This window comes from Leucobacter exalbidus, assembly GCF_017834145.1.
GTDB classification, from domain to species: Bacteria; Actinomycetota; Actinomycetes; order Actinomycetales; family Microbacteriaceae; genus Leucobacter; species Leucobacter exalbidus.
The window spans coordinates 670,091-682,400 of record NZ_JAFIDA010000001.1; the positions used below are offsets into that span (position 1 = coordinate 670,091).

The 12,310-nt window shown below is 64.0% G+C and carries 10 protein-coding genes and 1 tRNA gene; 5 read left to right on the forward strand and 6 right to left on the reverse strand.

Annotated elements, in window-relative coordinates:
• The first annotated feature begins 447 nt into the window (after positions 1 to 447).
• The 3 genes from JOF28_RS03085 to JOF28_RS03095 all read left to right on the forward strand — a co-directional run bounded on the left by JOF28_RS03085 (position 448) and on the right by JOF28_RS03095 (position 2,667).
• Positions 448 to 693, forward strand: coding sequence for a helix-turn-helix domain-containing protein (locus JOF28_RS03085; RefSeq protein ID WP_209704416.1), 246 nt, complete (start codon positions 448 to 450; stop codon positions 691 to 693).
• Positions 690 to 1,679 carry an SRPBCC domain-containing protein gene (locus tag JOF28_RS03090; protein ID WP_209704417.1) on the forward strand — a complete coding sequence of 330 codons (990 nt, stop codon included), beginning with the start codon at positions 690 to 692 and terminating at the stop codon, positions 1,677 to 1,679. The genes JOF28_RS03085 and JOF28_RS03090 overlap by 4 nt, the downstream gene beginning before the upstream one ends.
• Positions 1,680 to 1,980: 301 nt before the next feature.
• On the forward strand, positions 1,981 to 2,667 hold the full coding sequence (locus JOF28_RS03095; protein WP_209704418.1) for a haloacid dehalogenase type II: 687 nt from the start codon (positions 1,981 to 1,983) through the stop codon (positions 2,665 to 2,667).
• A 168-nt stretch (positions 2,668 to 2,835) separates the two neighbouring features.
• Here JOF28_RS03095 and JOF28_RS03100 read toward each other — a convergent pair whose 3' ends face one another.
• The 5 genes from JOF28_RS03100 to JOF28_RS03120 form a co-directional block, all read right to left on the reverse strand.
• Positions 2,836 to 3,753 carry an alpha/beta hydrolase gene (locus tag JOF28_RS03100; protein ID WP_209704419.1) on the reverse strand — a complete coding sequence of 306 codons (918 nt, stop codon included), beginning with the start codon at positions 3,751 to 3,753 and terminating at the stop codon, positions 2,836 to 2,838.
• Positions 3,754 to 3,873: 120 nt separating this feature from the next.
• Positions 3,874 to 7,005 carry a DEAD/DEAH box helicase gene (locus JOF28_RS03105; protein ID WP_209704420.1) on the reverse strand — a complete coding sequence of 1,044 codons (3,132 nt, stop codon included), beginning with the start codon at positions 7,003 to 7,005 and terminating at the stop codon, positions 3,874 to 3,876.
• 287 nt (positions 7,006 to 7,292) lie between these two features.
• Positions 7,293 to 7,375 (reverse strand) — tRNA-Leu (locus tag JOF28_RS03110).
• Positions 7,376 to 7,505: 130 nt separating this feature from the next.
• On the reverse strand, positions 7,506 to 8,012 hold the full coding sequence (gene ybaK / locus JOF28_RS03115) for a Cys-tRNA(Pro) deacylase (protein WP_209704421.1): 507 nt from the start codon (positions 8,010 to 8,012) through the stop codon (positions 7,506 to 7,508).
• An 87-nt stretch (positions 8,013 to 8,099) separates the two neighbouring features.
• Positions 8,100 to 9,908, reverse strand: coding sequence for a DEAD/DEAH box helicase (locus tag JOF28_RS03120; protein WP_209704422.1), 1,809 nt, complete (start codon positions 9,906 to 9,908; stop codon positions 8,100 to 8,102).
• 75 nt (positions 9,909 to 9,983) lie between these two features.
• On the opposite strand from JOF28_RS03120, the gene JOF28_RS03125 reads away from it, so the two are divergent.
• Both JOF28_RS03125 and JOF28_RS03130 read left to right on the forward strand, forming a co-directional pair.
• Positions 9,984 to 10,811: an SGNH/GDSL hydrolase family protein gene (locus JOF28_RS03125; protein ID WP_209704423.1), complete on the forward strand. Its 828-nt coding sequence runs from the start codon at positions 9,984 to 9,986 to the stop codon at positions 10,809 to 10,811.
• 52 nt (positions 10,812 to 10,863) lie between these two features.
• Positions 10,864 to 11,205: a spore germination protein GerW family protein gene (locus JOF28_RS03130; protein WP_209704424.1), complete on the forward strand. Its 342-nt coding sequence runs from the start codon at positions 10,864 to 10,866 to the stop codon at positions 11,203 to 11,205.
• 41 nt (positions 11,206 to 11,246) lie between these two features.
• Here the strand turns inward: JOF28_RS03130 and gluQRS are convergent, their stop codons facing one another.
• A complete protein-coding gene (gene gluQRS / locus JOF28_RS03135) occupies positions 11,247 to 12,248 on the reverse strand; it encodes a tRNA glutamyl-Q(34) synthetase GluQRS (protein ID WP_209704425.1) in 1,002 nt (333 codons plus the stop codon).
• Positions 12,249 to 12,310 lie beyond the last annotated feature (62 nt).

Genomic DNA, 12,310 nt, shown 5'->3' on the forward strand with positions numbered 1-12,310 from the left:
CCCGTGCTCCAACTGTCAGCCAGTTTCAACGTAGCGTTCGCGTCCCACAGGACACGAAAAGAACGACCCAAGGACACTCCCTTACGCTACCTATCACACTGGTATAAGTGGCTCACAGGAGCGAGCTGCGTACAGAAGGCAAGTGAGCTGCGAGGGCTAGGTCTCGTCACTTCTGCTAGCACGGATTGTGCCCACGAACCGGATAGCAGATGCGCTACTGGCCGAGCTGGTGCGGTCCGTGCGGAAGGCCGTCGACCAGACTTGTTACAGCCGCAGAGGCGAGACATTAAACCGAAATTCCACGACGTCACCGCACGTACCCACCCCCGAGAACCCGGTGAATCCCCCGAAATGTCGACCCTACTTTGGCCTTGCAATTGTCGAGCTCATCGAACGAGAAAGCAACCCAGGTTGACAGCCCCTTACTTAGCAACGTAGGTTGACTGCATGGAGTCGTCGCGGATCGCAGCAGTAGCAGCCAATACCAGCGACCCGAAAGCAGGACTGCGGGCCGTAGCGTCGTTGCGCGTTCTCGCCGACACTTTGGAGCTTCAGCAGGTCGAGGCTGGGTTGCGTTCGGGCATGAGTTGGCAGGAGATCGCCGATGCGCTCGGAGTGACGCGACAAGCCGCCCACAAAAAGCACTCCAAAAGAATTGACCCCGCGATCTCGACGCCCAGGAGGAACAAATGAACAAACTCGTCCGCGCCGCTCAAACCAGCCAATCGCTTTCCCTGGCCGCCATGGAGGAAGCATCCCGGCTCGGGCTCCGCGAAGCCGATATCGACCACCTGTTCCTCGCATTGGTCATCAACGACCAGTCCGCCGGCCACGCACTGCGCGAGCTGGGTATCGACATTGATAGCGCCCGTCTCGCCGTCGAGGAACAACGCAATGCACAGCTGACCTCACTCGGCATCGAGGCGTCATTCCCCGAGGCCGGGCGCATCGTGTTCCAGGAGACAGATGGGTATGAGTGGACTCTTCGTGCTCGGAACCTCATCGCGAAGTCCAGCAGCAAAGGCAAGCCAGGCGACGCTGCCAGCGTTCTCCGGGAACTCGTCGCAGAACCTAGCGGTCTGATCACAGATATCCTCGGCCGCCTCGGCACGACTTCCGATGTGCTCATCGAATGCCTCGATCGGGTCGACTCGCCCTCGATGAAGTCCATGCCGGCCGCAGCGACAGCGAAGGGGCGGCTCACGGGAGCGACTGAGACTTTCGTATCCGCATCGCTGGACGAGGTGTGGGTATTCCTCACAGATCCCGCACGCATCCCCGAGTGGGAACCGAGCATCGGCGTCCTCGATCAAACCAGTCAAGAAGTAACGCCAGGTACAACCTGGGAGGGCTTTGCACCCGCAACGTATCCAGACGGCAAGCCTGTGAAAATCAAGCCTCAGTTTCGTCGACGCAGTGTTGAGCTCATCGCAATTCACCAACCGGACAGGATCGCATGGAGCTTCGGATATCCCGACGTCGCACAAGGCAATTCGGTTCTGACTGAATTCGCCTTGGTGAACGCGGTCGGTGGCACACAGGTACGGATCAGTAGGTCCTGGTCGCGACGCCAAGGGTGGCGAGGACTTGTCGCTTGGCCGCTGCGTCCAATCCAGAAGTTCCTGGTGTGGATCACCCTATTCCAGACCGGCAGCGCGATCAGCCGAGCATTTCGCTAACCCCAGGCCGCGGTGATTCGTTTGCTGGCCGCACATAAATCGAGTGCCCGGATCTCCCACGGGCAGGTCCGGGCACTCGAACCAGATGCTGAAGCGAAACGCGATTAAACGTTAAACCGAAACTCCACCGCGTGCCCACACATACCAACCTCAGGCCGCAACGCATTTCATGTGACCCGCGACGGCGACAACGACTGTTCCCCTGCTCGGCAGGTTGAAGTGCCATACACAATCACTCATCGTCAAGAGACCATCAGTGCTGACCGGAACAAACTAGAAGCTGTCCACGTTCAATCTGGATATGATCACCCTGGATTCTGACAGACCCTCGATCGTATTTGACGTCTTGGGGACTCTCGTGGATCAGGCCGGCAGCCTGCGACGGCAGACAAGCGCCGTCACCGGCTGGGACGAGGCCGCCTCAGCTCGAGTCGTGCGCGCGTGGCTCACGTACGTCGCCAAGCGAGAACGCGAAATCATCGCCGGCGACACGGCTTTCGTCCCCAGCCACGTCCTGGATGCGCAGGCGCTGGAGAATTTGGTGGCGAACGGTATGTTGCCCGCTGAGGCGGTCCAACCGCTGACCACTGCCGCGCAACGCTTGGAGCCGTGGCCAGACACGGTCGAAGGCCTGACGCGGCTCGCCGCCGACGCGACTGTGGCCGGCCTGTCCAACGCCAGCCGTCGAGTACTTACCAGGCTGAGCGAAAGCTCCGGGATGCGTTGGCACCAGGTGTTTTCGGCAGAGGACGCCGATACTTATAAGCCCGACCCCGCGATCTATCGGCTCGCGCTGTCGGTCTCGCCCGCAGGCGCGCCACCGCCATATCTGGTCGCGGCGCACGCTTGGGATCTGCGCGCCGCAGCGAAAGCAGGGCTGCGCACTGCGTATGTGCCGCGGCCAGACGGCGATCCACCCGCGGCTGACGACACTTTCGACCTGTACGCCGAAGATCTCCTGCACTTGCACGCCATACTGCGCGCGTGAATCGTCGCGGACCTCTCCTCCGAGACTGTCCGCGTGTGCAGATGGGGTGCCCGTCTTTCATGATGTCGTCGATCCGACCCGGGTCACGCCGAATCGGAACGCCGCTAGACGTTGACCCCAAATTCGACCACGTCGCCGCAGATACCAACCTCTGACTGGGACCTGCAGTCAGCCAGTCATCGCAAGCCTGTCCCGAAGCCACTTGTCAATGTCGTTCAGCGCCGCTTGCGCCATGGAGGTTGCATGACCGGTGAACGCATGAGGTGACGCTGGGTAAACATTCAGATCCACCTCGACGCCGGCCGCGAGCAGTCTTACGCTCATTGCGAGGTTGTCCCCGAAGAGGATGTCATCCTCGCCGATCACAATCAGAGTCGGCGGGAGGTGCTTTAACTCGGCAAAGACGGGCGAGATGTCCGGATTCGTGCGATCCGGTGCGCTTCCTGCATATGCGCCGAGGAAGTACTCATCCTCAATGAGGCGTCCTGCTGGTGTCTGTGCCGAGAGGTCGTACGTCCCGCATTGCAAAACCGCACCGCAAAATGCATGATTCCCACGATCTCGGAGCCGAATCAGAGTTGCTGCCGCCAGGGTGGATCCCGCCGAGAATCCAGTTATCAATAGCCGAGACGTGCCGAACCGTGCTTCGGCGTGCTCCGCGAGCCATAGTGCGGCCGTCTCGCAATCGTCAGGGGCCGCTGGCCACGGATCTTCTGGCGCGAGCCGATAGTCCACGCTCACGACAGCGACACCCAGCGCGTCCACAAGGCGACGATTCCGAACGTCGCTGCCCGCCGCGGACCCAAGATAAAAGCCGCCCGTGTGTATCTCCAAGATCACGCCCGTGGCGGGTCGCCCCATTGGCGTGTGGATTCGCACACGTACGCTACGGCCATCAGCGTTCACTGTCTCTACCGACGGAGTCGGCGTGCATTCGACGGGTGTAGGGGTCGCTTCACGGATCAGAATGAGCTCGCCGAGACTGCTGGGGCCCCGGCCAGGACGCCGGTGCGCATAGAACTCGCGAGACTCTGCAATGAGAGGCAAGACTGCCGGATCGATCAGAGAAGAAGTTGCAAGCTGCATAGGTGAAATTCTACGAGACGCCCAGCGATCATGACCTTGTCAGTGGCTGACGAATCCGGGCGGTCAGCAACGCCAAAGATTAGTTCGAGAACCGGAACTCCACCGTGTTTCAACCCCGCATCAACCCAGCAGTTCACGCACGTCAGCCGCCGTCAGTCCCTGCGCGAAGAGTTCTTCGTCGTCGACCACGGCATCGAACAGAGCGCGTTTGCGACGCTGGAGTTCGAGCACTTTCTCCTCGATCGTGCCCAACGCAATCATTCTGAGCACGTGCACCGGTTTTTGCTGCCCGATGCGGTGGGTCCGGTCAATCGCTTGGGCCTCACTCGCTGGGTTCCACCACGGATCAAGCAGGAATACCGTGTCGGCCTCGGTGAGGTTCAGCCCGACTCCCCCGGCCTTCAGGCTGATGAGAAACACGTCAGCTTCTCCCGCTCGAAACTGCTCAATCACCGCGTCGCGGCCGCGGGTGCTGCCGTCGAGCGTCACCGTGCGCACACCGGCACGTTCCAAGCGCGTGCGTGCCCGGTCAAGGAAAGACGTGAACTGGCTAAAGACGAGCGTGCGCCGCCCCTCTTGCGCAAGCTCGACCGCGTGCTCGGCGAGCGCCTCGAGCTTCGCCGAGGGCAGCTCGGCGTACTGGTCGTCGATGAGCGAGGCGTCGAGTGCGAGCATGCGCAGCAGGGTAAGCGAGCGAAAGACCGTAAACCTGTGGCGGTCGAGATCTGCGATCAGACCGTACAGTTTCTGCCGCTCGCGCTGCAAAAATGCATCATAGAGCTGCCGGTGCGCCGGGTCGAGCTCGATCTCAAGCACCTGTTCCTGCTTCTCGGGCAGCTCGGTGGCCACGAGGTCTTTACTGCGACGCAGCATGAACGGCTGAAGCTTACGCCGCAGCTCAGCAATGCGTGTGGCCCGCAACTCGCCCTGCGCCGCGGGCCCACTCCCCGCGCCACGGCCGACCGATACCCCGGCCACCGGCCGCTCGATCGCGCGCACATACACTTCCTCAAACTTCCGGGCCGAAGGAAACAGGCCCGGTGCCACGATCTTGGCGATCGAGTGCAGCTCACGCAGCGAGTTCTCCATCGGGGTGCCCGTGACCGCGAGCTTCCACGCCACCGGCAACTGCTCGGCGAGTTCGTTGCCGACCGCATGCCCGTTCTTCACAAACTGGGCCTCATCGAGAATGAGGCCGGCGATCCCCTGATCCGGATCTTCAGCAGCCGCGCGGTACTTCTCGTAATCGAGCCTGAAAAGCGCATAGCTCGTGACGATCAGGTCAGCTTCGGCCGCGTCTGCCCGCACGGAGCGACCCGAGGTCGCCTCGGTGGCCGTGCGCACCCGCACCCGCAAGCCGGGCGCGAACCGTTCAGCTTCGGCCGCCCAGTTGCTCATCACCGAGGTGGGGGCAACCACGAGAAACGGGCGGCGCTCGGGGGCAATAGTACTTGCGGAGTCGGGGCGGTGCGCCCCCTCCTTTGCCCAGGTGATCAGGGTGAGGCACTGCAGCGTTTTACCGAGCCCCATGTCGTCGGCCAGAATGCCTCCGAGCCGGTTGCGCCAGAGGAACGCGAGCCAGTGGAAGCCTGCGCGTTGATACGGGCGCAGCTCAGCCTTGATGCCGCCGGGCACCTCGACAGGCTCGGGATACTCGTTATGTAGACCGCGTACGAGCGCGCGCCACTGCGTGGCTGCGGCAGACTCCTCGGCAACGTCTTCGAAGCCGGCCAGAAAGGCCGCCTGGTGTCGACTGAGCCTGATTCCGGCGTCCCACTCGTCAAGATCTTGCCCCTCGGCGATGAGCTCGGCCAGCGGTGCGAACGCGGGATGGTTGAGGTACAGGTACGAGTGATCGATGAGCAGCAGCTTCTTCGCGCCCTTCGCCAGTGCGCGAAACAGCAGCGCAAAGGGAACCGTTTTGCCGTCGACCGTGATGAGCACGCCGAGGTCGAACCAGTCCTCTTTCTCGCTGGGCACCGTGGTGACGGTGAGCTTGGGAGTTGCCGTTTCGCTGCGGTATGCCGGGGCGTTGCCCGTGACGCGCACCTCGATGCCTTCGATGTGTTCGAGCGCGGGCACGGCCCGGTGCAAAAACTCAGCGGCGTCGGCACCGCGCAGTTCGACGGGGCCGGGGAGCTCTGGGGAGTTAGGTGCTTCGGCGGCCCACTCCGCCGGAATGAGCTCGGCGTCAATGAGTTCGCTCGGTAACAGCCTTGCCAGCTGTGGGGCGGGCGCCCCGGCATCGCCGGTGAGGCTCCAGCTCAGGGTCAAGCGGTGACCGTTGCGCCACGCTGCGGTGAGGCGCGCGGTGCGGGGCAGCGGGGCCGGTAACGCCGCCGAGCTGTCTGCGCTGCCGATCTGAAAACGCTGCCGCAGCGCTGGGAGCCCGTCAGCGAGAAAGGCCTCGCGCTCGGCAGCGGGCACCACAAACTCCAGCGCTTCTCGCTTTGCTGTCCCTGCGGTGAGCAGCGAGATTTCGGCCGCGCTCAATCCCCCGGCCACCGGAGCGAGATGAATCTCGCGAGCGGCCTCTGAGCTTGCGGTGTACAGGCCGTGGTCGGCAATCGCGCCGCTTCCCCGTAGCGTCGCGGGTTCGCCGTCGAGACTCAGCCGGGGCTGCAGTGTGAGCGCCCCCTCAGGGCCAGTGGCTGCGTCGAGGGTCAGCTCGGCACTCGCATGCAGCTGCACGGGCGTGTGCGGCCCCGCAGCGACGAGCGCGATCCCCAGCTCATCAGCTTGGTGCAGCAGCGCCCAGAGGGCAGGGCTCACAAAGTCGTCGAGAAACATCCAATTGGCGTCTTGGCCGACAGTGATGACCGTGGCGGCACGGTGCAGCGCAAAGATCTGCCGAAACCATCGCTGCTGCGCGTCGTCGAGGTTGAGCCGACTCCCCTGGTGCCCAATGTTTGACCAGGTCAGATTGCCGCGCGCCCACCCACGCGCTGTGCGCAGCGCGGGCCGCGTGGCGAGACGGTAGACATCACTGCCCGCTTCTTGCCCGGGCTTCACCGATCGCGAAGTGGGTCCGTTCCAGCGATCTGCCGTGCGCGGAATCAGCTCGCGTCGTTCAAACTGCAATGCCAGCTGGGCCGTTGGCCCCGCCTCGGGGTTCAGGGCTTCTTGCTGCGAGCGGTCTTCGGGCTGCTGCGTCACGAGCCGTTCGAGTTGCGCCCGCCACCCCGCGCCAGCCTGCGGCTGTGCTGCTGGGCCCGCGGGCGAGGCTTCGGGGCGAGGCTGGGATGCGTTCATGTCTCCCTCATCGTAGAAGACGCCACCGTCATCATGCGCCGAGAGACTCACATCTTGATTTGCGTACTGCGTGTGACCTGGCCTTCTCACCGCACCAAAACCGGAGCTTTCATTAATTCCGGATCAGGGAGCTCATATTTCTCCGAAGCACGTGAAAGCACCGGAGTTGCTGCCCAACGATCGGAATTACCGCCCAGCGGCCGGAGTTACTGCGCGAACGCACACCCTTGGCATAAGTAAAAAATCCCCCGGATGAGATTTCTCTCATCCGGGGGATTTTCGATCCGTGCGCGGAGGGGGACTTGAACCCCCACGTCCTTTCGGACACTAGCACCTCAAGCTAGCGCGTCTGCCATTCCGCCACCCGCGCGAATCTTGCCTGTCCGTTTCCGTTGCCGGCCGAACAAGTAATAATTTAGCACGGAACAAAAGCTGTGCTCGAATCGGCCCATACTCTCGCGTGTGTCGCGCATAATTCCGCGGTTTTTGGATTCCCCCGCCTATTCGCGCCCAATTTCGGCCCAGGTGGCCCCGCACGCTTTTGCGAGGTCTGCTGGCGTAATTTCGATGTCAAAGCCTCGTTTGCCACCTGAGACGAGCACGGTGGCATGCGCGCGCGCAGACTCATCGATCACTGTTGGGAGTCGAGTCTTCTGCCCCAGCGGACTGATGCCGCCCCGCACGTACCCCGTTTTGCGCTCAGCGAGCGCAGGATCGGCCATCACGGCCTTTTTGCCGGCCCGGGCAGCAGCGATAGCTTTCAAGTCGAGTTTGCCGCTTACAGGCACGACAGCGACCGCAAGCGCACCGTCGACGTCCACCAGCAGCGTCTTGAATACGCGGGCGGCATCAATACCGAGCTCGCGGGCGGCTTCCCCACCAAAATCGGTTTCGTCAGGATCGTGTGCGTAGCTGCGTGCGGTAAACGCAATGCCTGCGCGGGTCAGTTCAACGGTCGCGGGTGTTGATGCGCCAGCCTTGGCCGTCTTTGATGCTTTCTTCGCCATCATTTCACCCTAGCGCCAGCGCTGCAGGGGTGGCGGGCAGACAGCACACCCCGTCGGGCAGTCAGCGCACCCCGCCGGGCCCGGTCGCTACGGGCGCAGGCGGCGGCGCAGCAGCTCAATGCGCTTCTGCAGCTGGGTCACCGAGGCCTGCGCCACGGCGGGCCCGCCACAGACGCGACGCAACTCGGTGTGTACGTCTTTGTGGGGCTCCCCCGAGACGCGTGAGTACATGCCCACGAGCTGCGAGAGAAGCTTGCGCTGCTCCCCCAGGGTGCGGTGCAGCGCCTCGGGCGCTTCGGCCTTGTCTGGCGCGTGCTCAAGGATGCCCTGCTTCGCGGCACTGCGCTTGGCCTGCCGCGACTGCCTGGCCTGCAACAGCGCTTTCACCTCTTGGGGTTCAAGCAGCCCCGGAAACCCGAGAAAATCGAGTTCTTCCTCGGTTTCCACCTCGGCGTACCCGCCGAACTCCACGCCGTCGAATACGGCCCGGTCGAAGTGCGCGTCTGAGCCGAGCGCTTGATACGTGAACTCTTGATCCAGCAGTTCAGATGAGGCTTTGTCTTCGCGTTCGGCCTCATTCATCATGGCGGCCTCGGCGTCCCACATGTCTTCAGCGCTCTTGGGGCCTTCGAGCACGTGGTTGCGCTCTTTTTCCAGCTCTTGTGCGAGCTGCATCAGGGCGGGCACGTTCGGAATGAACACCGATGCCACCTCGCCGCGTCGCCGCGACCGCACGAACCGGCCGATGGCCTGTGCAAAGAACAGCGGCGTCGATGAGCTGGTCGCATACACGCCCACGGCGAGCCTCGGCACGTCAACGCCCTCAGACACCATGCGCACGGCGACCATCCAGCGCGAGGTGTCCTGCGAGAAGTCGTCGATACGTTCAGACGCCCCGGTGTCGTCAGACAGAATCAGCGCCACTGGTTCGCCGGTAATCTCGCGCAGTTGGTAGGCGTAGGCCTTCGCCGAGGCGTGATCGGTGGCGATCACGAGCCCGCCGGCGTCAGGAATCTGCTGTCGCACCTCGGTGAGCCTGCGGTCGGCGGCGCTGAGCACCTTCGCGATCCAGTCACCCGAGGGGTCGAGCGCGGTGCGCCAGGCCTGACTCGTGACGTCTTTCGTGTTGCCCTCGCCGAGGGCCGCTTCCATTTCTTCGCCGGTTGACGTTTGCCACCGCATCTTGCCGGCGTAGACCATAAAGATCACGGGGCGCACGATGCCGTCGGCCAGCGCCCTGCCATAGCCATAGTCGTAGTCGGTCAGCGAGACACGCGAGCCGTCGCCCTGCGGCGCGTACTGCACGAACGGAATGGGCGCTTCGTCTGAGCGAAACGGGGTACCGGTAAGCGATAGCCTGCGCCTGGCCGACCCGTACGCCTCGCGAATTGCGTCACCCCAGCTGAGCGCGTCGCCGCCGTGGTGCACCTCGTCCATGATGACGAGCGTGTCGGCATTCTCGGTGAGCAACCGGTGCTGCACCGGCTTCATCGCGACCTGCGCATACGTCACGACCACGCCGTGATAGTGACGGCCGTAGCCGAGCCCATCGGCGTTCGAATAGTCGGGGTTCAACCGAATACCTGCGCGCGCCGCGGCATCGGCCCACTGGTTCTTGAGGTGCTCGGTGGGGGCCACCACGATGATTTGGGTCACCGTGTGGTTGGAGCGCAAGATTGCCGCGAGCCTGAGCGCGAACGTGGTTTTACCTGCGCCGGGGGTCGCCGAAGCAAGAAAATCGCGTGGCGAAGCCTCGAGGTACCGCCGAATTGCTTCCTCCTGCCACGCGCGCAGAGTGCCTGCGGTACCGTGCGCGGCGCGCTCGGGATACGCGGGAGGGAGCTGTTCGGCGGCACTCGTACCTGGAAGATGCAAGCCTTGATCCGAATCTGTCACAACGCTCTAGACTAGCCCGGAGAGCCAGAGCGCACATTCAGGTAGTGCCGCCGGCGTGACACGGGAGCATCACAGATGACAACGATTGACGAGACGCCAAACACCGACGACGCACCGATCGAACTGCCGTGGTCGCGGTTTGTCGCATTGGGCGATTCGTTTACCGAGGGCGTTGGTGACCTCGACGCAGACAGCCCGGGCGGGTTGCGCGGCTGGGCTGACCGCTTCGCCGATGTGTTGGCCGGGTTCGGGGGCGATTTTTCGTACGCCAATCTCGCGGTGCGGGGCAAGCTGATTCAGCAGATCTCAGATGAGCAAATTGCGCAGGCGCTCGATCTGCGCCCTGATCTCATCAGCATCTGCGCGGGCGGCAACGATGTTATTCGCCCCGGATCAGACCCCGATGAGGTCGCCGCCAAGCTCGACGAAGTCGTTACCAGGCTGAAGGAGACCGGCGCCACCATTGTGATGTTCACCGGTGTCGACACAGCTTTCCAGCCGGTGTTTCGCACGATTCGCGGCAAGGTCGCGATCTTTAACGAGAACGTGCGCAAGGTGGCGTTGAAGCACGACTGCATCGTGGTGGATCAGTGGGCGATCGCCGAGCTGCAAGACAGCCGTTACTGGGCTGATGACCGCCTGCACTTGAACGCACTCGGGCATCACACCATCGCGCGCACCGCGCTGACCGCGCTCGGGGTGCCCCACGATCTTGAACCGCTCGACCCGCAGCCCCTCCCCGAGCACACTTGGCGTGCGGCGCGCAAGGAAGATGTGGTGTGGGCTCGCGAGCATCTCGTGCCATGGGTGATCAGGCGCATCAAGCATGTGTCGTCGGGCGACGGCATCACAGCGAAGCGGCCGGTGCCTGAGCATCTGTCGGGCGCGCGGCACTCAGAGTAGTCGCTGGTCTTTCTCAGCTGACAGGCGCGCTGCCAGCGGATAGGCTGAGCGCATGGCACACCTCACGAAGCAGATTGCAGACACTGTCACCCAGGTCGGCGTACACGCAGCCTATGGCGACCCCGTAGAACTCGGTGGCGCGACCATCATGCCGGTGGCGTGCGCGTCATACGGTTTCGGCGCGGGCGAAGGCGATGCGGGTGCCGAGGGCGCCTCGGGCGAGGGCTCGGGCGGTGGCGGTGGCGGGTTCGCTATTCCCGTGGGGGCATACGTCTCACGCGATGGCGCGACCCGGTTCGAACCGAACCTGATCGCACTGATCGCGGTCGCCGTGCCCTTCGTATGCGTGGCCGGCCGCGCGCTCGCACGCATCATTAGGGCGCTCAAGAAGTAGCAATACTTACGCACCAGCAGCGTTCAAGCCCCGCGAGCCCCTTAGCTCGCGGGGCTTTCGCCATTCCACGTCCAGGGCTCGGTAGAGAGCTCGGCGGGGTCAAACCGGGCCACGAGCTGGGCGCAGGTGACGCTCTCGCCCGCTGCCGCAATGCCGATCGAGGCCGCAAGCTGCGACAGCACAGCGGCGGCCGAGGCCCCGCCCGCTTCGAGCTCGCGCAGCGTCACCGCGCCGTCGCGTTTAGCAAGCCGTGCCCCGGTGGGGCCGAGCACGAGCGGCACGTGGGCGTAGCTCACGCGGGGCGGCGACGGCAGGTCGAGCAGTCGCTGCAGCAGAATCTGCCGCGGCGTTGAGGGGGCAAGGTCTGCGCCGCGCACGATCTGGTCCACACCCATCGCGGCGTCATCGACCACGACGGCGAGGTTATAGGCGACGGTGCCGTCGCCACGCTGCAGCACAAAATCATCGATATCGCCGCGGGTCTCCCCCAGCACGAGATCGGTGAATGCTGGCGCGAGCGCGCCATCGGGCACGCGCAGCCGCAGCGCTGGCGTGCGCGGGGCGATCGCTGCCCGCGCTGCCTCGCGTTCGGCGGGTGTGCGGTCGCGGCAGGTGCCGGGGTATGCCCCGGGAGGCGCGTGCGGCGCCGTCGGAGCCGCCAGAATATCGCGCCGTGTGCAGGTGCACTCGTAGACGAGCCCCGCGGCAGCTAGCTGCGCAATCGCGGCGGTGTGTGCGGCCGCTTGCCCCGTCTGCAACACCGCCTCCCCATCCCAGTCCAACCCCAACCGGGCCAGGTCTGCGAGCTGATCGGCGGCCGATCCGGCATCGCGGGCACGATCGAGATCTTCGATACGCATCAGAAATTTGCGGCCGGTGGAGCGTGCGAACAACCATGCAATCAGCGCGGTGCGCAGGTTGCCCAGGTGCAAATCTCCTGAGGGGCTCGGGGCGTAGCGGCCAGCTCCGCATGCCTCGGGGGCGACTTCGTTGGCCAGGGGGCGGGGCAAAACGGGGGTGGCTTGTGGGCCCGGCAATGACATGGCTCAATTCTGGCACGTGCCGTGCCGCCGCGTGTTTCTGGCCGCGCTACGCTGGGAGCCAC